Here is a 23,584-nt window from a genome sequence, read left to right as displayed (position 1 = left end):
CCTCAAAACTGATTTCGATTCTTGAACAACAGGTACAGGAAAAATGGTGCGCCTACGCCAGCGGTGAACACCCCTGCGGGAACATCAAGCGGCAGAAAGGCGGTACGGGCAATCAGATCGGCGGCAAATACAAGCAAGGCACCGACCAGACCTGACACAATGAGCATACTGCCAAACATCCGTCCAACCAGCTTCCGAGCAATGTGTGGAGCAATCAGGCCTACAAAGCCAATGGTTCCGGCAACCGCGACGGCGATTCCCGCCAGCAGTACACTGCATAACAGCAACGCTGAACGATGCCGCTGAACGGTAACACCTAGCCCCGTGGCCAGATCATCCCCGAACTCCTGTGCATTCAGGCTGCGGGCGAACCAGATCGCCAAAGGCACAACAATAATGATAACCGGGAGAATGGTTCTGACATCGGTCCACGATGCTCCGTACACACTTCCTGTCAGCCAGATATAAGCTTGACCTGCTGTGTAGAACGGACTCAGGATCAGCATAAAGGTCGTCCCGGCTCCGGTAATGGCTGATACCCCAATCCCGATCAGCACCAGGCGGATCGGACTGACTCCCTTTTTCCAGGCAAGCACGTAGATGATCAATGCCGTCACAATCGCACCGACGATGGCAAACAGAGGCAACAGCTTGATGCTCACGGTTCCGCCCAGCACTGTAACAAAACCTACAGCCGCAACAGCTGCACCGCCAGTGATGCCGATGACATCCGGTGAGGCCAGCGGATTACGGATAATGCCTTGCAGGATTGCGCCTGACATGCCGAGCGCTGCACCTACAAGCAGAGATAATAACACTCGTGGCAGTCTCAGGGTCAGCACGACGAAATCATGCTCGCCTGCGTTCATACCAAATATCGTTCTGAGTACGTCCAACGGAGAGATAAAGTCAGTACCCATACTGGTACCGACCACCCCTGCGACCAGGAACAGGAGGATACATATGCCGATGACAACCAGTGATTTTCGTTCCATTTGCACCGAGATGGTGTCTTTTTTGTTGCGGAAAGTCAACATCTTCCTCATATTTTCGTCACCCCCTTGCGGGCAATGTACACGAAGAAGGGTCCGCCAATCAGTGCAGTCATGACACCGAGTGGAACTTCCTGCGGCATGATTACCAGTCTTGCAACAACATCCGCAGACAACAACAGGATCGCTCCCCCTACAATAGAGTAAGGAACAAGCCAGCGGTAATCATTGCCCACCAGTGCACGCATGATATGCGGGACAACCAGACCGACGAGACCAATCGAACCGGCTACGGCAACCGAACCACCCGCCAGCAACACAGTAACAATTCCCATGAGCACCTTGACCAGAAGTACATTTTGTCCCATACCTTTGGCGATATCGTCACCCGTCAGCAACAGATTGATGGCTCTGCCCATGAACAGAGAGATAATGGCTGCGGCTGTCATGTACGGCAGAACAGGATATAACATATCCAGCGTCCGCCCGCTTACTGAACCGGCAAGCCAGAACAGTACATCCTGCAATCCGGTTCCATCCAGCACCAGAATGGCCTGTGTGAACGAGGCAAACAACGCTGAGATGGCCGTACCCGCCAGTACAATTTTGATCGGTGTCAGGCCATCACGACCGAGGGAACCTAGCCCATATACAATTGCTGCGGCAACGGCAGCTCCGGCAAAGCCAAACCACATCATGGTGGTGAGTGAAGATACGGACAATACCACGATGGCAACGACAATAAAAAAGATCGCACCTGCATTGATCCCGAACACACTCGGTGATGCCAGCGGGTTACGTGTCAATGCCTGCATCAGTCCGCCCGCCACGGCCAAGCTTGCACCAACGACAGCCGCAATAATTGTACGTGGCAGCCGCTCCGTCAGAAGCACCACATGTTCCACGGAGCTCTCGTCATAGAATTGCAGCGCATCCCATGCCATCTGAAACGTGATGTGCGTGCGTCCCAGAATCATACTGGCTAGGCAAGCAAGTAGAAGCAATATGAATAAACCAGCCAGTCCATAGATCTTGGCACTTGCCTTTGTAAAAAGGGGAAACATATTCTCACTCTTTCATCTGTAAAATGACAAAAGACCTGCCTGCCCATACACTTCGTTAACGAATGTCTTGGTGCATGGCAGGTCCTGCTCTGTTAGTTAGTTCAGGTTGAACTGCTTATATAGATCGTCCAGCATCATGTTGGCCGATGTGTATCCACCTGCCATGTTCCAGGCTACTTCATCGACCTGAACCAATTGGTTATTCTTAACTGCATCAAGATTTTTCCAAAGTGGACTGCTGGTCCAATCATCGTAATTTTTCTGAATGGCATCTGTTTCCGTACCTGAATTGAAGTTGAAGATCATGTCTGCATTCATATCGGGAATGCTCTCTTTGGAAGTCAGTTCAACTCCCCACGTGTCGGCATCATGTCCTGCGGGTCTGGTGAATCCAAGCTCATTCAAAATCTTGCCTGCATATCCCATGTAGAAAATACGAACCTGATCGGCTCTGAAGTTCGTGATGGTTGCTTCAATCGGAAGACGGTCACCCATCTTTTCTTTGAAATCAGCTACACGGACATCCCAATCAGACAACAGTTTATCCGATTGCTCGACCATATTCATCGCTTCGCCAACAGTTTTCACCGTTTCTTTCCAGTCAAACAGGGTCTCCGTCACTACCGTTGGTGCAATCTGGGACAATTGCTCATAGATCTCTTCATGTCTGATCTTCGTAGCAATGATCAAGTCCGGTTTCAACTTGTTGATCTCTTCCAGATTGGGCTGGGATTCCTGACCCACTTGGGTTACTCCATCCAGATCAGCTCTCAGATATTCATACACGGGCTGCTGAACCCATGATTCGACTACGCCTGTCGGTTTCACGCCCAGGGCAACAACTACATCATTCGCACCCTGGAACAGTGTCACGATCTTTTGCGGGGTTCCCTCAATTTTGGTTTCGCCCATGGCATGCTTGATCACTCTGGTCTGAACTTCAGTCGCACTGGCAGTTGTATCACTTTCGTTATTACTTTCATTGCTGCTTGCGGCTTGGCTGGACGTATTCGTTGTCTCGGCACTTCCACCCGAAGCACAACCAGCAAGTAGTGAAATCATCAGAATAAGTGCTGCATAAATGTATAGCTTTTTCTTTACTTTATACATGTAACCCGTCTCCCCTTTTTCCTCTAAATGATATTGAATCTCATTATCATTTGTATTGTAATGGAGATGCACCCATTATACAAGCATTTTATCCGGAAAAAGTTCCCGTGTTGTGTCGAACAAAGTTATATACTTCAATATCCGTAAACAGGGTCATTTCGACGTTATGAATATAATACAAATCAATAATATACTGTTATCCCTGTATACATATATGTTAGCATTTTGCATAAATCCCCAAAGCGACTTCCAATCAGCAAGATATCGATCGACATAATTCTATTCGTCTAAATCTTGTATCCATGAGCGATAACAATCGAATGATGCAAAATGCGGACTATACTGTAAATCGAATCCTGTAATTTCTTGTTGAACTATGTTAGATTATCCATTGGAATAATATCACATCTATAGATAGGGGAAATTAGAACGTGAAGAAGTCATGGGTAATATCATTTATTATGAGTTTTATTTTGCTTGGTGGGGTGCTACTTCCTACGGGATCATATGCTGCGGCCGCTGACGATGCAACATCTACATATTCGGAAGATGGATACTCCGAAGTGGACACAACAGAAGAAGAACCGGAACTTACAGCTGACGAGGAAGATTTCTTGAACTACATGGAGCAATTGGATAACGCCGCCGTGTATGAAGAGAAGGCTTTCAATTCTGTTAGTGGCGGTTCATACATTACGTCTTCCAATCGCAAATCGATTTTTCTGAAATTAACGAATATAGCCATTCCAAACTACACCAAGTATGTATCCAAGCTGAAGCTGATCAAGCCGCAGAATACAGAATTGCAAAAAATTCATGCCAAACTGATCAAAGGAAGCTATGCACAACTGGAAGGATTCCAGCTAACCAAAAAGTCGGTTTCCAAAACAACGGTAAACAGCGCGGTCCTCAAACAAGCGAATGCCAAAATTGCTGAAGGAAAGAAAGGTATTGAGAAATTCCAAAAAGAACTATCTGCCTATGCCAATAAACTTGGGTATGAATTTTAAAACATAGTAACCGCACGTAGTGTACGGTGATAACCTTTCACCCTTACATCATATATGAAGCGGAAATATCCTATACTTTTCAGATAAATGAATTTGAAATTAAAGGAAAAAAAGTGTTTTCTTTTGCTGAGTTAATTCGTATAATAGCACTATAATCAAAAGGCTATGCTGCCGAAAGGTACAACCTCGTGAACATTGGGGTTGTGCCTTTTTTGCGTTTTATAGCCGTATTATCCATCCGATACAAGGAGTGAATGCTATGTTACTTGAAGCCATTTATCATCGTCCCAAAATGAATTGGTCCTATGCGTATGATCGTTCGACCATGCACCTGAGGCTCCGTTCCAAACGCGGAGATCTGGATGCTGTTATCGCCATCATTGGGGATAAATATGCCTGGGATCGTACAGTCCTCCACCTGCCCATGCACATTTTTGCCCGGGATGCCCTGTTCGATTATTGGGAAGTGGAAGCACAACCACCCTACCGCAGATTACGCTATGGCTTCCAGCTAATTGAGGGAGAGCAATCGGTGTGGATGACAGAACGTGGATTCGAGCAGGCTCTGTCCGATCATCCTTTGGAGTTTTTTGATTTTCCGTTTATGAATCCGGCAGATATCTTTGAACCCCCAGCTTGGGTCAAGGACGCTGTGTTCTATCAGATCTTTCCTGAACGTTTCGCCAATGGTGATCCGTCGATCAGTCCGAAGAACGCAGAGCCGTGGGGCGGTGAACCAACACCTGTCAATTTTTTTGGAGGTGACCTGCAAGGAGTTCTGGACCATCTCGACCATCTGAGCGGGCTTGGCATTAACGCCATTTATTTCTGCCCGGTGTTCCAGGCTACAACCAACCATAAGTACAATACCGGAGACTACATGAGGGTTGATCCCCACTTTGGCACCAATGAGAAATTGAAGGAACTTGTAGATGCGTGCCATGCACGCGGCATACGGGTTGTTCTGGACGCGGTGTTCAACCACTCCGGCAGAGAATTTCCTCCATTCGCGGATGTACTTGAGAACGGGGCTGCTTCCCGTTATGCGGACTGGTTTTATGTCAGAGAGTGGCCGGCGCGTATTCAGGACGGTATTCCCACTTATGATACCTTTGCCTTTGAACCCCTTATGCCCAAGCTGAACACCGAGCATCCCGAGGTCAAGGACTACTTGCTGGAGGTGGCACGTTACTGGATTCAGGATATTGGCATTGATGGCTGGCGGCTGGATGTAGCCAATGAGGTGGATCATCAATTCTGGCGGGAATTCCGGCAAACGGTCAAAGCACTTAATCCCGAAGCCTATCTTCTCGGTGAAATCTGGCATGATTCCATCATGTGGCTGCAAGGGGATCAGTTTGATGCGGTCATGAACTATCCTTTTACCACTTCGGTTCTGGATTATGTTGTACACGGCAAGCTGGACGCTCTCGGATTCGCCAACGAGATTGGCAAACTGCTCGCTGCCTATTCACAGCCCGTAACGGAAGCAGCCTTCAATCTGCTGGGCAGTCATGACACGCCGCGACTCCTCACCCTATGTGAAGGGGATGTACGCAAAATGAAACTCGCCGTCCTTCTGCTGCTTACGTATCCAGGCGCTCCTTGTATCTACTATGGTGACGAGGTGGGGCTTGACGGAGGTTATGATCCAGGTTGCCGCAAATGTATGGAGTGGGACGAACGGAAACAGAACAAGGAGCTGCTCGATTTCTTTACTCAAACCATCGCCTTGCGGAAACAACACCCTGCTTTGCGTAGTGCGGACATTACGATGATTTACGCTGAAGCTGGAGATCCGTGCATTGCCATTGGACGCAAGGATCAGACCACCGGAGAACAATTCGTGCTTGTCCTCAATGCAAGCGAACAACCTCGTACCATAGAGCTACCGCTGCACCAGGGGAATTGGCGTGATGTATTCTCAGCCACCTCCCGGGAAACTCAGCAAAACAAGCTGAAACTGGACCTGGATGCGTATAGTTTCTCCCTGTTACAGCTGGATGTCAAATCACATGTAAAAGCATAATATTCTACTTTAATCATGAAGCTTTTCTCGATGCTATACAAATCTCTCGAAGTGCATCTCTTAAGATTAACGTCTATCGACGATGCTTCAAAGAAGCCAGACCGCGTTCAACGGAAGTTTTTCATGTAATATCAGGAACATCATGGTCCGTATTTTTTTCTTTCTGATAATATCAAAAAAGGGGAACCGTTGATGCGTAATGCATCCGACGGTTCCCTTCTCCCCATTGCAATCTGTTGTGTATCATCTCGCATCGGCATTAATCAGCCACTTCAGCAGCTTCAGTCACTTCGTTAGTTAATTCGCCCCTCCCGCTTCCTCCTCCACACTTGCCGCAACTTCGTCTCCGACAAAGGCGAATGCACCAGGATTTCTGATTTTCTTCATTCTCGAACTTGTTAAAATTTCTCGGGTCACGATGACCTTTTGTGGGATTTTGTACTGGGGCAGCTTGTCTCGGCAAAATTCCCAGATTTGTCTGCGCAATTCCGATAAGGACAATTCAGCGGTTAATCGGACTGTGGCCTTGACCATTTGCCCTGTAATCCCACTCGGCTCTCCACTCACGACAGCCGTTTCGATGATCTCCATTTGCTCCAGGATGCTCTCCACTTCCGCAGGATAAACCTTGCGTCCGCCTACATTAATGATCTCGGAGCGGCGACCCAAAATGCGAATGTACCCCTCCTCCATCTCTGCTTCGTCCCCGGTTTGGAGCCAGCCGTCCTCCGTGAACGGAGACGGGGCGTTCAGATACCCGATCATCGCGGTTTGTGTATGGATTTCAAGCAAACCGTCCACGATCCGATAGCGGACGGCTTCATCGCGGAGTGTAAACAGCCGTGAACCCGAATCTTTGGAACGGATCGGCAAAATTCCAAGCTCTGACATGCCATAAGCCTGCACCGTGCGTACACTCGGAAACTGGCGATTCCATGCAGTAAGCAGCATCTCTGGCATCACCTCTGAACCATAGGAGACCACTTCGAGACTGGATAGGTCGAACTCCTGATAGATTCTGCTAAGGAGCATCAGGTTCATGAACGTTGGGGAGACTGGCAGTGCCTGAACGCGGTACTTTTCAATGGCTTTGCATACCTCCACAGGAGAGCGATCCGGTATGATGCATAAACATCCGCCGCTGGACAGGGATTGCAGCATCGTGTTTAACCCGCCAATATGGTCAAACATCATGAAGGGAATTGTACAGAGCGGCCGCGTTTGCCGTCTGAATCCGTCCAACAGCCGATCCGCACAGTGAACAGCAGCTTTACTTTGTCCTGTCGACCCGGATGAGAAAATCACCAGACCTGCTTTCTTATCCTGAGCCAGCTTGTCCAATATGGGGGAGCGACGATCTTGCGCAGGGCAGCGTCTGACCGTTATTTCTCCGTCCAGGATACTCATGCGCCATTCCACCTGGGCGAGCGCTGCATATTCATCCCGTTTGGCCTTAACCAGATGATGATCCAGCGGAACCACAATACAATTCCGTTCCAGAAGAGCAATCAATGCGGCTGCAGCATAGGGCGAATAATCCTCTTCAAGTGCAACGATTGCCTCTTCAAGTCCTTCTCTGGATATCCACTGGCTAAAGGTGTGTATCTGATCCAATAGCCAGCTATAGCTATATTGCTTGTCCTCCCATATCAACGCGGGGCGGTTTCCATACGTGTCGAATCGTTCCAGAAGAAAGGTGATACTCATCGCTCATCACCCTTCGTGCAACGTTTCAATTGCACCTCCAGGTAATCAACCAACGATTCCACGGTTCGGTAAGGACTATCCGGCATGGAAGCAGCAGCCATTTCCGCAAGAGCGATCCCTGCACCGAACTGCTCCTCAACCGCTTGCTCTACAACCGCAAGCAAAGTTACAAGTTCAAGAGAGTCCAGTCTTCCCCGACTTCCATACAAAGGCGATTGCATGCCATGCTCCAGAGCAATTGGTGCGTTATGGTATCGATTAAGCTCTTCACAGCTCTCTAGTACAATCCGCTGGATGGCCTCTCGGTGTGAGGACGCCGAATTCCCCTCAGCCGAAGCGGTCTGCTTGAACCGATTGGCCTGTTGATGCGTGGTCATCAACGCTTCGTACCAGCGTAATTCGTCCGCCGCCAATTGTTGGATGATAACCGTTAACTGCTGCCTCCAATCCGGGCTTCGCTTCATCCTGGCGATCTGGAGCTGCTTGTGCGCCTGTTCCCAGCGGGCTATCAAGGCGTGGAATTCCGCAGCATATCGATCATGGGGAGTCCCCAGCCATGTGGCGGCTTCTTCCAGCAAATCGCGAAAAAAGTAGCGGCTCCAGCGCATGTCGAACAGGAACGCGGAGACTGCTTTCTCTTGTTCCCGATCCGACTCGGCATCTGGATGCAGGCTTTGTAACAATTGTAAAGTCACGGCTTGTCCAAAATAGTAGCTTCGCTTTCCTTGCCAGACTGTTCTGCCTGTGATGAATTCATAAGCCTGGGTTGCCAGCGCAGAGCACAGCGTGTCCCGATATCCTGTGGAGTCAAGTGTCTTCACAGCACGAATCTCCATCGTGCCATAGGTCCGCAGCGTTTCTTTACGTCGGGCTACCTCCAGCTCCGAAATGTTTTTGTTTCCTTTCCAGAACTCCTGAAAGTCAGCAGACGAGACAGCTCCCATGTATTTGGATGGGACGGGATCATAGACATAGAACTGCTCCTCATCCATTCCGTATACGGCCAGCCAATGATCGACCAGATGCAGGCGCGAGCCTTGTTTAACGAGTTTATGAATATATTCAGGATTGCGGTAATCCTCCCCATAAGGCAGGCAATAGCTTGTACCCGTTGCGATAAAAAGCTCCCCATCCCGCAGCCGCCGCTGAATATATTCCTTTCCTTGCTCAAAGCCGCCAAACTCCCGTTCTTCGAACACTTCCCACACCGGCTCACCATAATTCAGCTTGTGAAGATAAGGCTTCATCAGGCCGTGATCCGAACAGGAAGGCAGACTATACAACCGGCTGGAGGCTAACAGCCCCAGACTGCTTATGGAGCCCTGACGCTGGAGTATTTCTTGAATCAAAGGAAAATTACACGGATAATAGTATGGAATATCCATTGTCGGTTGAAACGAATGAATGATCATGGCTACCTCCTGTTCCCGGCTTTGGCAGCCGTGCTACCCCAAGACTGGATTTGATAATGAAGAGACAGGTCATCATTGGCACGAAACACACGATTAGGCAGCGCTGCACCATCCATATCGGTCTCAAACTGGCGGAAGCCACGGGTGAACCTAAAGCGAAATCCGCTGTCGCGGGGAACCTCGAAGCAACCCTCATACCGCCCCCCGCCTGTATGCAGAAGCTTCATGCCCATCCCTCCGTAAATGGAGTTATCATACATGTCCTGGGGCGGTGCTTCTACGCTCATGCACACTCTCACGTGACCTGATAATTCTTCCACGACCGTGTACATCTGAGATGCTGACAGCTTTCCCACCGTCAGGGTGACCACTGCATTACCAGTCCCGACAGGAACCAGCTCCCCGCTTGGTCGTACTTCAAGGATATCGGGATGATCAGACCTATATTCCCCTTCAAGCACACTCATGGTGAACCCGCTGTCGTAATGAAGTAGCGCATTAATATGACAGCTCATTTTTCCTTTTACTCCGATAACATCCCTTCCCCTCAGCTCCAGAGAGACCGGGTTACCGATTCGGCCAAACATGTACAATAGCGGAAGATGAACCCGTTCTCCCCAATCCGCTTCCTGATGACCGGCACCCGGCTGTTCCAGAAATGCGATATCTTTGCCTGGCTTGTATCCCAGAGCAAACATCTGATGAACCCTGTTCCTTACCTGGGAAGGCAGAAACAATCCTTCTGCGTCCCCGATATCCATCCACATTTGAATGGGGGCACGGCTCTCAGGTATGAGGACCATGTTTTCTTCCCGCAATCTGCTCTCCGACATTTCGTCCAGCTGCACGTCCACGAAGAAGGGAGACAGCATGATCAGTTTGCCAAAAATATCAGGATGACGTGTTCCGATATGAAAGGTGCTGAGCGCCGCTGCGGAAGACCCAAGCAGTCCCGTATTGTCCTTGTCCGGAAGAGTGCGGTAATGCTCGTCAATGAATGGTTTCAGTTCATGAAGGATAAAGTGTTCATAATCCAGACCGGAGCAGCCCACACTCACTGCTTCTCTTGCAGGTGCAACGAAATGGTAGAATTCATTGTGTGTAACTGGACGCACATGGGCAATCCCGACAATGATCAGCCCATCCATCAAGCCTTGGGCGATCAGTTGGTCTGCCGCCTGATCCACGTTCCACGTTTCATTTCCCGCAACCGAAGAACCAAAGGCTCTCTGACCCGCATGCATGTATAACACCGGATAGCGATGTTCCACATGCTCCCTGTAGCCTGGTGGCAAATAGACAAAAATCTTCCTCGTGTTGCCCAGCTGAGTTGCATTGAAACCTTCCACACATTCGATGACAGAAGGAGTGTTCACTGAGCCATCAACCGCCTCTCCTATGGATTCCCCTCGGTACAATACCGGATTTTCGATATGTCTCCTGCTTGTGCTCTACCCTCGGCTGCATCGACAAACAACCCCGTCTCAGAAGAGACGGGGTTGTCTTAAAACATCGAAATGTTCTAAAATGCATAGCCCTTATATTGGTGGGTCTGCGAATAGTTTAAATCGGTTGAGGCTGGTTTGTAAATATGGGAATAGAAAAAAAATGCTTAAGAAAAAGTTATTGACAAGTAAACCATTATTTAATTATCATAGCGTTGTGAATATAACTCGAGGGCCATGCTTTTAAACCCATTCGGTTTAGGACAACCCCGGTAACTCCAGCAGGAGGTGCCGGGGTTGTTTGCATGCAAGAAGGAGGGGAATCGTCTAGAACAACCTGTCAAACACCTGTTTTGAAAGCGCTTTTCTGATCATGAGAAGGCTGCACAGCAAAAACAAACTCAATCCAAATACACGAAGGGTGGATTACCATGTTCAAATGGACCAAACGAATCATCCTCAGTACCACGCTAACCCTCAGCTTGCTGGCTGGAAGCGCACTGCCCTTATTCCCTGCCGCCTCTGTATTCGCAGATCCCGATACGGCTGTAACCAACAAACCAAATTTCAGCACCGACGTTATTTATCAGGTGTTTACTGACCGCTTCCAGGACGGCAATCCCTCGAATAACCCTACCGGAGCGGCCTATGATTCCTCCTGTACCAACCTGAAGCTCTATTGCGGCGGGGACTGGCAGGGATTGATCAACAAGATTAATGACAACTATTTTACAGATCTCGGCATTACCGCACTCTGGATTTCTCAGCCTGTGGAGAACATTTACTCGCTGATTAACTATTCCGGTGTCAACAACTCGGCCTATCATGGGTACTGGGCACGGGACTTCAAGAAGACCAATCCAGCCTTTGGTACGATGGCCGATTTTCAGAATCTGATCAACACGGCCCATGCCAAGGGCATCAAAGTGATCATTGATTTTGCTCCCAACCATACCTCTCCAGCCATGGAAACCAACACCTCGTTCGCAGAGAATGGAAAGTTGTACAATAATGGCACTCTGCTTGGTGGCTACACCAATGATACGAACAAACTTTTCCACCACAATGGCGGCTCCGACTTCTCCACACTGGAGAACGGCATCTACAAAAACCTCTATGATCTCGCTGACCTGAATCACAACAACAGCACCATCGACACGTACTTCAAGGATGCGATCAAGCTCTGGCTCGATATGGGCATTGATGGAATCCGTGTGGATGCGGTCAAACATATGCCGATGGGATGGCAAAAAAATTGGATGTCCTCCATTTATAGCTACAAACCAGTTTTCACATTTGGTGAATGGTTCCTGGGCTCCTCCGCTTCGGACGCGGACAACACCAACTTTGCCAACCAATCCGGCATGAGCCTGCTGGACTTCCGTTTCAACAATGAAGTACGTAATGTGTTCCGGGATAACACATCCACGATGGTTGCCCTGGATTCCATGATTACCAGCACTGCGGCTGATTATGCCCAGGTGAATGACCAGGTGACCTTTATTGACAACCATGACATGGATCGATTCAAAACCAGTGCCGTTAACAACCGTCGTCTCGAACAAGCGCTTGCATTTACACTTACCTCACGGGGCGTGCCAGCCATCTATTACGGTACGGAGCAGTATTTGACAGGTAACGGTGACCCGGATAACCGTGCCAAAATGCCTTCCTTCTCCAAAACAACTACCGCTTTTAACGTCATCAGCAAACTCGCACCATTGCGCAAAACCAATCCTGCCATCGCCTACGGAACAACCCAGCAGCGCTGGATTAACAATGATGTGTATGTGTATGAACGTAAATTCGGCAACAATGTGGCTGTCGTAGCGGTTAACCGCAATCTTTCGACTTCTACTTCCATCAGCGGCCTGACCACCTCGCTCCCTTCAGGGACCTACAACGATGTACTTGCTGGTGCGCTTAATGGTAACAACATTACCTCTACTGGTGGAAACGTCTCCGCCTTCACACTTGCCGCAGGAGCTACAGCGGTCTGGCAGTATACAGCCAATACCACAACACCAACCATCGGGCACGTGGGCCCTACCATGGGCAAAGCGGGCAATACCGTTACCATTGATGGTCGTGGATTCGGCACAACCAAAGGCACAGTTTATTTCGGTACAACAGCTGTTACCGGTTCAGCCATTACATCCTGGGAAGATACTCAGATTAAAGTCACCATTCCATCCGTTGCCGCGGGCAACTACGCCGTTAAAGTGGCAGCGGGCGGAGTCAACAGCAACACCTATAACAATTTCACGATTCTGAGTGGCAACCAGGTTTCCGTCCGTTTTGTCATCAACAACGCATCCACCACACTCGGCCAAAATCTCTATCTGGCGGGTAATGTTGCGGAGCTGGGGAACTGGTCCACAGGCCCTCTTGCCATCGGTCCGGCCTTCAATCAGGTCATCTATTCCTATCCAACCTGGTATTATGACGTCAGTGTGCCTGCCGGAACGAATCTGGAATTCAAGTTTTTCAAAAAGAACGGCTCTACCATCACGTGGGAAAATGGCAATAATCACACCTTCACCACACCGACCAGTGGAACCGCAACCGTTACGGTGGACTGGCAATAGTCATTCCTTTATCGCCCTATCATTCAACCCGGAGCCAGACGCGACAAAGCGCCTGCTCCGGGTTCTTTACAGCGTGGATGCTTTTGAATAAATAATTTTAACAAACCATGTAATCACTCCTTTACGTTGGTAGTATGATTCGTAAATTACTCTTTTCCAAGAAATAAATTACATATCATCAACTTTTATGGGTTATATATGATATATAATAATTCCTGTAAAATATACTAACATTTAGAAAGGAAGCGAATGAAATTTTTAAAAAGCCTTCGTTTGTCCTAAACTCCATAGTTGCAGTAAGTATTTTATTATCCGGATGTGGTACTGAGAGTTCAGAAAAACCTATTGATAAGACAGAAACTACATCGACGGAGACGAACAAGAAAGATGAAATTGAAAATCAAACTCCAGATTCACCCTATACGAAAGTAGTTAAGATTGATATCAATCAAGATAACCCGACCGTTCGAGCCCGGATAGATACAGATAATGGTGAGTTATATGTTGTTTCAGAAGGAAAAGAAGCGATTGGACATGTCACTATCCCAAGTGTTCTAGGGCAAGAAAGCGACTTTTTTTATCAAGGTAATTACTCCGTGATTTACAAACATAATGACGACATAAAAGAAATAAAAGAACTACAGGAGCTTGTTTTTATTCAATCTTCTGACCAACCCATTTCCTTCGAGAAAATCAGCTTTAAAGGAATGGACGTTTTTTTACTCACTCCTGAATACACAGCTTCAAGAGGATATAATTCTTATGCTTTTTGCATTGATAAAAAAAGTGGAGAAGCATTCGCAATTACTTTTAAAAAGGCTGAGGAAATTCAGGAAACTATCAATTATGAAAAAAGTAGTATTCCCGTTAATGAAAACGAAAAGCTGATCGTAACCACGAGAAATACAGAAGGACAGAATACAAATGGCGATACATTAACTACAATATATAGCTTTAATAAAGATAGTAAACAATTCGTTGCAGAATAGTAAGCGTTGCTCCTTATGCGTATGGACATACTTATAATCTCCGTGGTTGCCTCTGTCGGATCAGGTGGAAGATACTATCCTCTCACTTTAAATTACTGACGTAAACGTAAGTATTTTGTTGGAAAGTAAATAATCTATGTTTGAAAAGTTGTTGTACCGCAGGTGCGGCAAATGGTTTTCTGTTTTATCACAATTAATGTGCAGCATTTCGTCTCGATTTCGTTCGTGCTGACATAAGCCATATATGGCGATTGGAATAGATGCTAAAGAATACGCGATAAAAATCAAATTGAATATTGTCTTATGCTGGACTACTATCGATAGGTACGGATTGACTTTAACCCTGCTGCCGCCATCACCCCTACCACCAGCAGCAACGCTCCCAAGCTCTCCAGCACAGTTTGGGCACCCCATTGATCCGCCAAAACCGAAACTACCGTTAATCCCAGGATCGGGGCTGTACTTGTGATCGTTCCAAGCACGCCGTAGATTCTTCCCTGCAGCTCACCGGGAACCTCGGCACGCATCATGATCTGGGTTAACATTGTACAGCACGCAAACATGGCACCCCCAGCAATGATCAGCGGCAAGGCCAGCAAAGGAGAAGATACATGGGATAACAACATATACAGTGGTCCAAGGACCAGTAGACCGATAAACACCCATCTCCCTCTTCGTTTCAGCCGTTTGCCCGAGGCAATCAGTACCCCAGAGCCCAGCATGTACCCCAAAGGAATACACGTTTCGATCAGCCCAAACTGGACTGGATTTGCCTGCCATACGTTGACGGCCATGACCTGAACCAACATAATGGCAGACATGAAGAAGAGAATCAGCAGCGGATTCAGTATAACGATGGACCGAATTAAAGGATTAGCGAAAATGTAGGTGAACGAACCACGCCATTCCTGGGCGAAGGACGCAGGAGCAGTGGATGACCGCTGTACATCGGGGAAACGCCCTGCCAATAGTACACACATCGCAGAGAGCAAAAAAGTCACCCCCGTAATCATAATGGCCGTAAATCCTCCAAATGCAGAAACTGCAATCCCTGCTGCGGCCAGTCCGCTGATGCGGGCCATATTATCCACCAGATGGATGGTTCCTGTAGCTTGTTGCAGATGCTCACTCCCGACCAAACTGGTTACCGAAGCATGAAATGCAGGCGCCTGAAACAGGCTGGAGAACATGGACAGCGAAAGCATGAGCAGTACGAGCGGAAAAGGAGCGTGCAGCACAAACAGACTCACCGCGATGATAAACGCCATCGCTCCACGAAACAAATCGGACGACAGCATCAATGTTCTGCGATCCAGCCTGTCCGCAAACGTACCCGCCAGCGATCCGAACAGAAAACTGACGACCATATTGCATACCTGTACAGCTGCCATGCTCTTGGCACTTCCTGTGGTCTGCAACACCCATAGACTGATCGCAATGCCGTTGAAGCAATCCCCAAATACGGATATACCGTAGCCGCATAAAATCCTGCGATAAGCCACATTGCGCCAGAGCGATCTGTTGGCCATTTTCTTATTCTCCGCAGCAGCGCGAGCCCCGTTTGACTCCAATTCAGGTTCTGGGGAATGTAGCGTTCCCATGGATCATTTCCTCCTCTTGGTTCTGGGATCTCAAATTACAGGCAGGCGCTTCTGAAGCAGTTCCAAGATGGATGGAACCGCTCAGAAGCGCCTGATTGGTGGCCTGAGGATGTTCTACAGGCTGTCTATACGGTTATAGGATGCGGCTGTGTATTACGATGTATTACGATGACCAGCACTGCAACTTTATCCTTTGGAAGCGCCAGAGGTCAGCCCTTGCACAAGGAAACGCTGTAGGAATACAAACAACAACGTAATCGGAATAGCGATCAGTACGGCCCCGGCAGCAAACATCGTAAAGTTGCTGTCTTGATATCGGCTAACCAGATCCCACATGCCAACCGCAAGTGTCCAGTTCTCTTTGGTCCGCAGCACCAGCCGGGCAAAGATAAAGTCCATCCACGCACCCGTGAAGCTGGTTAAGGCTACATAGGTCAGCATGGGCCGGGACAACGGCAAAATGATGCTGGTGAACACACGCAGATGACTGGCCCCGTCGATCCGGGCTGCTTCATCCAAACTGCGCGGGATGGTATCAAAGAACCCTTTGACAATAAATCCACCCAGAACGGCCCCGGACGAATAGACCAGAATCAACGCGGCGTGAGTGTCCAGCAGTTTGATCTGCAGCAAAATAATATAAATGGCAATCATGCTCATGAAGCTGGGGAACATCCCCAGAACCAGCATCGTTGATAAAATGGTCTTGCGACCGCGAAACCGGAATCGGGACAACGCATACATGCCCAACGTAACCATAAGCGTTGAGAAAATCATCGTGAAAAAGGCGATCTTCAACGTGTTCAGATACCATTTTCCATACATGAACGACGGGTTGGTGAACAGTTCTCCGTAATGTGCCAGCGTGAACGCTTCAGGCCACAGACGTTCACTGTACAACGCCGCTCCTGGACGCAGCGACGAGAGAAAGATCCACAGGACAGGATACACCGATACGATTGCAATGATGACCAGCAGCACATAACTGATCGTCAGACGCATGGGATTGTTACGCTTTTTCATTGAATCATGTCCTCCTCCTTGAACGATTTGGAACGACGGAAATTCCAGATGGAGAACGACGCAATAATCAGGAAAATGATGATGCCGACCGCCGAAGCCATATTGAATTTGTTGTTATCCAGCGTCAGTTTGTACAACCAGGTCACGAGAAGATCGGTCGCTCCCGCGTATTGATAATCGCCACGCAGCGGATTGCCGTTCGTCAGCAGGAAGATGACATTGAAATTGTTGAAATTCCCGGCAAACTGCATAATGAGCACCGGTGTTGTAGCAAACATGATAAAAGGAAGCGTAATGATGCGGAATTTCTGAAAACCGGACGCACCGTCCACCTCAGCCGCTTCATACAAATCCCTAGGAATGGCCGTCAACACGCCCAGTATAAGCACCATGCTGACCGGAATTCCGATCCACATGTTGACAAGGACGACCGTCACTTTCGCCCAGAACGGATCGGTTAGCCACGGCAGCCCCTCAAGGCCAAAAGCCTTCATATACGTATTAATGGGGCCAAATTGTCCGTTAAACAAATTACGCATCAGAAGCAGTGAAATAATCTGTGGAATCGCATACGGGAGGATGAATATCGTCCGCCACAGCTTTTTGAATCGAATGCCTCTCTGTTCAATGAGGAGCGCAACCAGCACACCTCCAAAATAGGTGGTGACCGTTGCCAGAATGGCCCAGATGACCGTCCATGTTAACACCCCAAAGAAGGTATGGCTCCACGATTTAAGCTGGATCAGGTCCGTGAACGTCTTGAAACCTACCCAGTCGACCAGCTTGGCGGGTGGAATATGATCCGGTGCCGAGTAATTGGTGAAGGCCAGGGTAATCGTAAACAAAATCGGCATAATCGTGAAAAAAAGAATGCCGAGCGCAGGGATGGACAAGAAAAGATACGGGAATTGTTTATCGAGCAGATATCTCAGGGAAGCAGAAGCTCGGGTGGCCTGCTTTCCTTCCTCTCTTAATTTTCCCGTAAGATATGCGTCCCGGATATTGAAGATATATAGAAGAAGAAAAACGAAAAACACCAAGAGCACAATAATTCCATTGAGCAGCAAAAAAATAGAATGGTCACCCTGTTGCAGTACCGTTGATCCATTCACTTTGACAAAACGCTGCGTCTGCTCACCCAGTGTCCATACGCCCCATACAGCCTGGTTCAATCGGGGAATCAGATACGCGAGTCCCACTGCCTCCAGGATCAGAAAACAGATTCCCTTGATCCATTGACGGTTATATAGTTGTCCAAGTCCTTGCATGACAACGGACAATACAGCCGCTGTCATGCGATGCTGCCTTTCTCCTTCCGGCTTAACAGTGACTGGAACATGCTGCTGTTTCATTCATTCCTACTCCTTCCCGGCAAGCAAAGTTACCGATCGGCTATAGCAGGGTGCAGAGGACATGTTGGTTTCCTCTGCACCTGCTCTTCCTTTTTTTATTGGACCGTTGCAAGGCTCTCCTTGACTTGGTTGACCGCGTTATCCAGAGAGGTTTTTACATCCTTGCCCCCATCCCAAATGTCGGTCATTGCCGCGCTTATCGGCCCCCATACACTGTCCATGGCAGGAAGCGAAGGCATTGGGGTGGAGTTATTGAATTGCTCAAGGAATGCCTTCGTGATTTCATCGCCCTGAATCTTAGAATCGGCAGCCACGTCTTTGTTGGCCGGGAGTGTTCCGTTCATCTCAAAGTTAACCAGCTGGGATTCAGCACTGGAGAGATACGCCGCAAATAGCTTGGCAGCATTCGGATAGGTTGTAAATGCATTAACGTAATATGCCTTGACCCCAGAGAAGGAAGTCATCGGGTTGCCTTCAATTGACGGGAGTGGAGCAACACCGAAGTCAATACCAGCAGTGCGATAGTCTGCTATGGACCACGGTCCGTTAATATCCATGGCCAGTTTGCCGCTGGAGAACAGTCCTTTTTTGATGTCATAGTTCACATCGCCCATCTTCACAGGCAGCACTTCCGATTTTAGTCTTTGCAAGAACTGGCCGCCCTTGATAGCTCCCTCATTATTGAGTCCGATATCCTTGCTGTCCATGCCTTCATCGCCAAAGATATATCCGCCCTGGGAAGCAAGATAAGCAAAATTGTAATAGAACTGCTGAAGCTCCCACATCAGGGTGTACTTGTTGTTTTTGGTATCGTTAAAGGTTTGGGCAAAGCTGATAATGTCTTCAAATGTCTTTGGTGCCTCGGGATACAGCTTTTTGTTGTAGAACAATGCATAGGTCTCTACGCTGTAGGGATAGCCGTATAGGATGTCTTTGAAGGTTACCGCTTTCAGTGCATTGTCACTGGTGGATTCCGAGGTCTTTTGCTCAAAAATATCATTCGGCAAGATCAGTCCGGCTTCTGAAGCACTGCCAATCTTGTCATGCGGGAAAACGACCACATCCGCAGCCAATCCTGCGGGTCCGTCTGTCGTCAGCTTGGTCACCTGATCGGTTGGCGGCAATTCCTCGATCTTTACAGAAACGCCATACTCCTCTTCAAATTTCTTCGCTCGCTCCTCGATAAAGCTTCGCTGATTTTTATCCTCCCATATGACAAGGCTTGCGCCCTCTTCCGGCTGTATGTTTTCTGCGGTCACTGTAGTTTCCCCAGTTCCACCGCTGTCTGGTGCAGTGGGCGCAGCCCCGCCTCCACCCCCGCTTGAACATGCGGCAAGTGTTAATGCCATGAAACCTGCAAGTGCTGCTTGCTGCCATTTTCTCATTGAAATTCCCCCTTTTCGTAATCGTGCTCCATGCTGTACTCGCGCTTTTCACCCGTTTTTCTGTGTACTGTTCCTGCATTCTGAGGTTCTGGGTATATTCCGTTCGGCATGTGTACAAACGTTTGCTCAAACGAACCTCAGACGGCTACAATGAGTATGTAATCGGGATAAACATTCTAGGTCGTATGTTCTTTTCAATGATGTAAGCGCTATATTAACAATCACATCATACAATAGCCAACTTTATTTGCACAAACGTTTGCACAAGTCATTTTCGTTCGTTTTTCTTCACTTTTATGGCGTATCTTCCCGTAATTTCCCATTTGCTTGATCTCGCTCCATCTTCCTTTATTTTACTTTCTCCTTCTTGCCCCTAGTGCAGTTTACAATTGATTTATCCAAATCTTTCAATTAACATAGGAGACATGTTGAAATGCTTGTACAGAAGGGATTTTTCACATGATTACAATCAAAGATATTGCCAAATTGGCGGGTGTATCCCCTTCTACGGTGTCACTGGTTATTTCCAACCATCCCAGAATCAGTTCGGAAACGTCGCTCAAAGTGAAGCAAATTATGAAAGAACTGAATTATCATCCAAATATGATGGCGAAAAGCCTGGTTTCCAAAACAACTCAAACCCTGGGGATCATGCTGCCCCGGCCTGCTGAGGAACTGTTTCAGAACTACTTTTTCGGAGAGTTGCTTCGGGGAATCATTACGCATGCCACCCGCATGAATTATGAACTTCTGCTCACCACCGAAACATCTTCAAGCAGTGAATTGAATGCCATATCCCGCCTAGTCCACGGGCGACGAGTAGATGGAATTTTGCTACTTGGCTCCAAACGGGAAGATCCGATCATCTCTTTTTTGGAGGTGGAAAAGTTTCCCTTTGTACTGATTGGCCGCAGCGAAACACATCCCAATGCACCGATGGTGGACAATAACAATGTACAGACCGCATTCGATGCGACAACACATCTGATTGCCCAAGGACATAAACGAATCGGATTTGTGAGTGGTCCGCCGGATCTGACGTTATCTCATGATCGGATGTTAGGTTACCGAAATGCGCTTGAAGAAGCGGCCCTTGACGCCAACAGTGACTGGATCGTGGAAGGAGAATTCCTGCAGGAGAGCGGCTTCCGAGCCATGTCCTTGTTCATGTCGTTACCGGACAGGCCAACCGCCATTGTTGTCATTGACGACAATGTTGCCTTTGGTGTACTCCGCGCTTTAGCTGAGCTGGGATATAACGTTCCTGAAGATATAAGTGTTGTGAGCTTCAACAATATTGCCTTGTCGGAACTTGCTTCTCCTCCGCTTAGTTCCATTGATATCGGAACTTATCAGCTGGGCTACACCGCAGTTCAGGTACTGTTGAAAATTCTGCACGGCGAGCAGCTGCCCCAAAATCCGGTCATTATCCCGCACCGTTTGATTGTTCGGGATTCGTCCCTCTTTACACTGTCCGAGAATGTATAAACATACTTGTGCAAACGTTTGTCCTTATGATCTAATGTTCAACATCCTTACGCGTTTGTGAGTATGCAAAAAGGGGATGTCCCATAAGTCATACATGTGACGGGGGACAGCCCCTTTTAGCGTTATTTTGTTTTAATGAACCTAACACACGCTATTCACTCCCATTTTCCCTGATCTGAGATCCAACAAATCACAGAGACGTTATTTCGTCGATTCGGTCGATTTTTTAGATTTTGACACCGACTTATGACGGAATAGCGTTACTGAGGTTCGTTAACGCTTGGAGCAAGGAGGAATTCCTTTTGAGACACCCCCTTCTTTGCATGTTCCGGTTATGAACGCTGAATTTTAGTACGAGCTCCAACCTGCATCTGCCGTAATGACGGTTCCATTCAAAAGATTGACAACCATATTTATGTAAATACATTCCTGTAATTTCCGGTATTTATATGTTAGATTATCCAATGGAATAGAACAAAAGGAGGATGACATTACTTTTGAAGAAGTCGTGGATTATATCATTGATTACCAGTTTTGTTTTGCTTGGTGGAGCGCTTCTCTCTCCAGCCGCTTCTGCAAATGCAGTCAAAGTAGCAACCTCTACATATTCAGATCAGAGTTATAGTGAAGACGAAGATTATTTCAGCGAAGAATTGATGAGCGAGTCGGAATTGGATGAGGCAGAACAGGAGCTCACTAAAGAGCAAAAAGAATTCGAACAATACCTTGAACAGATATATGCTCTTGAGTCGTATGAGACTAAAGCCCTTGACGCGTTGGAAAGCGTCGGCTCACAGGTAACTTCAGCGAATCGCAAGTCTATGTATCTCAAACTTACGAACACGGTGATCCCCAATTATACGAAACTGGTATCCAAGGCAAAACAAATCAAGCCTACCAATCGAGAAATCAAGAAAATACATGCCTATTTCGTCAAGGGGAGTTACCTTCAGCTTGAAGGATACCTGTTGTACAAACAGGCCGTTTCCAAGAAAAAAGTGAATTACACGATACTGAAACAGGGCAGTGCCAAAGTAAAAGCCGGTGGCGATCTCATTAACCAATGCGAGCAGTTGTTATATGCTTATGCAAGAAGTATGGGGTATGGTTTCTAGCATAGTCCCTAATTCCATTCCAAAAAGCGACCATCCCCAAGTGATTAAAAGGGAATGGCCGCTTTGTTTTTTGTTATCAACCTGTAAAGATCACAACCCCAGCTTCTGCCCTTTCTCCAAACGCTGAATCTGTTGCTCCCCGGTATCTGCCAGTTCACGGAACTGGTTAATGGTCTCACGCATCCGAGGCAGTGCCTCCTGCTTATAGACACTAATCGAGTCGAGCGCAGACAACACATCCGTGAAAGCCTGCTTCATCGTATCGACCGAAATACTCGCCTCGTAAGCCTGTTTCTGAATGGCAATACCCTGGTCTTTCAGCATTCTGGACGTACCTACGATCAAATCGTTGGTCGTCCGGTTGAGCAGTTCGATTTTTTGCAATACAATCTTCTGATTGTAGAGCGCACTCGCCACGGTTACGGCAATTTTTAATGCCGAGATTGTGACGTTTTTAGCCCGATCCACACCGCGGATCAGCTCCTTATTGTTGCGAATGACGACTTCAATAGCCATAATGCCTTGCTGGTTCACCACCAGCATTTGCTGCAAATCCATAACCCGCTGACGCAGCGGGAACAGCACTTCTTCGGTGATGAAGCGGACTTTCTCCGGGTCCTCGTTACGCACCTTGGCGGCTTCGATTTGCGCGTCGATCGACTCATCCATCAGCACACCGAGCTGAATTTCCTTTTGCAGTCGTTTGGTCAGCTCTCGCAAGTTCTGCTGTTCAATCTCCAGTGTGGTGTTGTCGTTTCTCAAAGTCGCTCTGCCTTTGTCCAGAGAGGTCACGATGTCAGCGATGACCGCATCGGCCTTCTGATATTTCAGGAAATAGGCCCGCAGCGGATTGAACAATTTGCCAAGGAAGCCGGTTTTGGCGAAATCGACCACGCTTGGGTCGAGATCCTTCAGTTGCATATGCAGCTCGGTCAAGCCTTTGGCGACCTGACCGCCCTCGTCTCCCGTCTTGGACAGATGTCCAACAGAGACTTGAAGCAACGCGTTTTTCTCGGAAGAGGATCTCATTGTGTTCATGCCAAAGCCGTCAATGGATTGCAGAATCTCCTTGCGTTTCTCCAAAGATTCGAGATCCAGGGTCATGATCATCTCTACGTTGGCATTCGCGACTTGCTGCAGCTCCGCTACCTCGGCAGGTACAGGTTTTATTTCTTCCTCAATCACCTTCTGAATTTCCTTCTGGCTAGGTATTTCCATCGAAAACGACATCCATGTTCCCCCTTCACTTACGTGCTATTTAAATCGAATAACGA

17 protein-coding genes are annotated in these 23,584 nt (G+C 48.0%); 6 read left to right on the top strand and 11 right to left on the bottom strand.

All coding sequences use genetic code 11. The features are described from left to right. Positions 1-2: 2 nt before the first annotated feature. From ACR32F_RS04660 to ACR32F_RS04650, 3 genes are all read right to left on the bottom strand, one after another. On the bottom strand, positions 3-1,046 hold the full coding sequence (locus ACR32F_RS04660; protein ID WP_440116612.1) for a FecCD family ABC transporter permease: 1,044 nt from the start codon (positions 1,044-1,046) through the stop codon (positions 3-5). Continuing rightward, complete coding sequence (locus ACR32F_RS04655; protein ID WP_440116610.1) at positions 1,043-2,056, bottom strand: FecCD family ABC transporter permease; 1,014 nt, start codon at positions 2,054-2,056, stop codon at positions 1,043-1,045. The genes ACR32F_RS04660 and ACR32F_RS04655 overlap by 4 nt, the downstream gene beginning before the upstream one ends. A 96-nt stretch (positions 2,057-2,152) precedes the next feature. After that, positions 2,153-3,166, bottom strand: coding sequence for an ABC transporter substrate-binding protein (locus tag ACR32F_RS04650; protein WP_440116608.1), 1,014 nt, complete (start codon positions 3,164-3,166; stop codon positions 2,153-2,155). Between the two features lie 431 nt (positions 3,167-3,597). Between ACR32F_RS04650 and ACR32F_RS04645 the strand changes: the two genes are divergently transcribed. Together ACR32F_RS04645 and ACR32F_RS04640 are read left to right on the top strand one after the other, a co-directional pair. Continuing rightward, positions 3,598-4,176: a hypothetical protein gene (locus tag ACR32F_RS04645; protein WP_440116606.1), complete on the top strand. Its 579-nt coding sequence runs from the start codon at positions 3,598-3,600 to the stop codon at positions 4,174-4,176. 259 nt (positions 4,177-4,435) lie between these two features. Next, positions 4,436-6,205, top strand: coding sequence for an alpha-glycosidase (locus tag ACR32F_RS04640; protein ID WP_440116604.1), 1,770 nt, complete (start codon positions 4,436-4,438; stop codon positions 6,203-6,205). Positions 6,206-6,502: 297 nt separating this feature from the next. On the opposite strand, the gene ACR32F_RS04635 is transcribed toward ACR32F_RS04640, so the two are convergent. Genes ACR32F_RS04635 through ACR32F_RS04625 form a run of 3 tightly spaced genes read right to left on the bottom strand, consistent with a single transcriptional unit; the run spans position 6,503 to position 10,700 of the window. Next, positions 6,503-7,912: an ANL family adenylate-forming protein gene (locus ACR32F_RS04635; protein WP_440116602.1), complete on the bottom strand. Its 1,410-nt coding sequence runs from the start codon at positions 7,910-7,912 to the stop codon at positions 6,503-6,505. Beyond that, positions 7,909-9,324, bottom strand: a complete 1,416-nt coding sequence (locus ACR32F_RS04630; RefSeq protein ID WP_440116600.1) for a hypothetical protein — start codon at positions 9,322-9,324, stop codon at positions 7,909-7,911. Before ACR32F_RS04630 ends, ACR32F_RS04635 begins: the two co-directional genes overlap by 4 nt. 2 nt (positions 9,325-9,326) lie before the next feature. Beyond that, a complete protein-coding gene (locus tag ACR32F_RS04625; protein ID WP_440116598.1) occupies positions 9,327-10,700 on the bottom strand; it encodes an alpha/beta hydrolase in 1,374 nt (457 codons plus the stop codon). A gap of 500 nt (positions 10,701-11,200) precedes the next feature. Here ACR32F_RS04625 and ACR32F_RS04620 point away from each other — a divergent pair, with 500 nt between their 5' ends. Together ACR32F_RS04620 and ACR32F_RS04615 are read left to right on the top strand one after the other, a co-directional pair. Then, positions 11,201-13,357, top strand: coding sequence for an alpha-amylase family glycosyl hydrolase (locus ACR32F_RS04620; RefSeq protein WP_440116596.1), 2,157 nt, complete (start codon positions 11,201-11,203; stop codon positions 13,355-13,357). A 596-nt stretch (positions 13,358-13,953) separates the two neighbouring features. Next, entirely contained in the window at positions 13,954-14,346 is a 393-nt protein-coding gene (locus tag ACR32F_RS04615) for a hypothetical protein (protein ID WP_440116594.1), read from the top strand. Positions 14,347-14,660: 314 nt separating this feature from the next. Here the strand turns inward: ACR32F_RS04615 and ACR32F_RS04610 are convergent, their stop codons facing one another. The 4 genes from ACR32F_RS04610 to ACR32F_RS04595 form a co-directional block, all read right to left on the bottom strand. After that, positions 14,661-15,947: an MFS transporter gene (locus ACR32F_RS04610; RefSeq protein WP_440116592.1), complete on the bottom strand. Its 1,287-nt coding sequence runs from the start codon at positions 15,945-15,947 to the stop codon at positions 14,661-14,663. A 186-nt stretch (positions 15,948-16,133) separates the two neighbouring features. Beyond that, a complete protein-coding gene (locus tag ACR32F_RS04605) occupies positions 16,134-16,970 on the bottom strand; it encodes a sugar ABC transporter permease (RefSeq protein ID WP_440116590.1) in 837 nt (278 codons plus the stop codon). Next, positions 16,967-18,322, bottom strand: coding sequence for a carbohydrate ABC transporter permease (locus tag ACR32F_RS04600; RefSeq protein ID WP_440116588.1), 1,356 nt, complete (start codon positions 18,320-18,322; stop codon positions 16,967-16,969). Before ACR32F_RS04600 ends, ACR32F_RS04605 begins: the two co-directional genes overlap by 4 nt. A gap of 95 nt (positions 18,323-18,417) precedes the next feature. Then, positions 18,418-19,707, bottom strand: coding sequence for a sugar ABC transporter substrate-binding protein (locus ACR32F_RS04595; RefSeq protein ID WP_440116586.1), 1,290 nt, complete (start codon positions 19,705-19,707; stop codon positions 18,418-18,420). Between the two features lie 459 nt (positions 19,708-20,166). Between ACR32F_RS04595 and ACR32F_RS04590 the strand changes: the two genes are divergently transcribed. Both ACR32F_RS04590 and ACR32F_RS04585 read left to right on the top strand, forming a co-directional pair. Next, positions 20,167-21,195, top strand: coding sequence for a LacI family DNA-binding transcriptional regulator (locus tag ACR32F_RS04590; protein ID WP_440116584.1), 1,029 nt, complete (start codon positions 20,167-20,169; stop codon positions 21,193-21,195). A gap of 485 nt (positions 21,196-21,680) precedes the next feature. Then, a complete protein-coding gene (locus tag ACR32F_RS04585; protein WP_440116582.1) occupies positions 21,681-22,310 on the top strand; it encodes a hypothetical protein in 630 nt (209 codons plus the stop codon). A 90-nt stretch (positions 22,311-22,400) separates the two neighbouring features. On the opposite strand, the gene ACR32F_RS04580 is transcribed toward ACR32F_RS04585, so the two are convergent. Then, positions 22,401-23,540, bottom strand: coding sequence for a toxic anion resistance protein (locus ACR32F_RS04580; RefSeq protein WP_440116580.1), 1,140 nt, complete (start codon positions 23,538-23,540; stop codon positions 22,401-22,403). Positions 23,541-23,584: the final 44 nt, after the last annotated feature.

Origin of the sequence: Paenibacillus hebaui (genome assembly GCF_051934385.1) — a bacterium.
Classification (GTDB): domain Bacteria; phylum Bacillota; class Bacilli; order Paenibacillales; family Paenibacillaceae; genus Paenibacillus.
Note: the sequence above shows the minus strand (reverse complement) of the source record. Positions and strands in the feature narration are given on the sequence as shown.

Bases quoted from the DNA above. Each gene is read 5' to 3' on its own strand.
- ACR32F_RS04635 (WP_440116602.1), bottom strand. From the start codon at position 7,912: ATGAGTATCACCTTTCTTCTGGAACGATTCGACACGTATGGAAACCGC.
- ACR32F_RS04605 (WP_440116590.1), bottom strand. From the start codon at position 16,970: ATGAAAAAGCGTAACAATCCCATGCGTCTGACGATCAGTTATGTGCTG.
- ACR32F_RS04585 (WP_440116582.1), top strand. From the start codon at position 21,681: ATGACATTACTTTTGAAGAAGTCGTGGATTATATCATTGATTACCAGT.
- ACR32F_RS04630 (WP_440116600.1), bottom strand. From the start codon at position 9,324: ATGATCATTCATTCGTTTCAACCGACAATGGATATTCCATACTATTAT.
- ACR32F_RS04610 (WP_440116592.1), bottom strand. From the start codon at position 15,947: ATGGGAACGCTACATTCCCCAGAACCTGAATTGGAGTCAAACGGGGCT.
- ACR32F_RS04600 (WP_440116588.1), bottom strand. From the start codon at position 18,322: ATGAAACAGCAGCATGTTCCAGTCACTGTTAAGCCGGAAGGAGAAAGG.
- ACR32F_RS04650 (WP_440116608.1), bottom strand. From the start codon at position 3,166: ATGTATAAAGTAAAGAAAAAGCTATACATTTATGCAGCACTTATTCTG.
- ACR32F_RS04620 (WP_440116596.1), top strand. From the start codon at position 11,201: ATGTTCAAATGGACCAAACGAATCATCCTCAGTACCACGCTAACCCTC.
- ACR32F_RS04660 (WP_440116612.1), bottom strand. From the start codon at position 1,046: ATGAGGAAGATGTTGACTTTCCGCAACAAAAAAGACACCATCTCGGTG.
- ACR32F_RS04590 (WP_440116584.1), top strand. From the start codon at position 20,167: ATGATTACAATCAAAGATATTGCCAAATTGGCGGGTGTATCCCCTTCT.
- ACR32F_RS04640 (WP_440116604.1), top strand. From the start codon at position 4,436: ATGTTACTTGAAGCCATTTATCATCGTCCCAAAATGAATTGGTCCTAT.
- ACR32F_RS04580 (WP_440116580.1), bottom strand. From the start codon at position 23,540: ATGTCGTTTTCGATGGAAATACCTAGCCAGAAGGAAATTCAGAAGGTG.
- ACR32F_RS04655 (WP_440116610.1), bottom strand. From the start codon at position 2,056: ATGTTTCCCCTTTTTACAAAGGCAAGTGCCAAGATCTATGGACTGGCT.
- ACR32F_RS04595 (WP_440116586.1), bottom strand. From the start codon at position 19,707: ATGAGAAAATGGCAGCAAGCAGCACTTGCAGGTTTCATGGCATTAACA.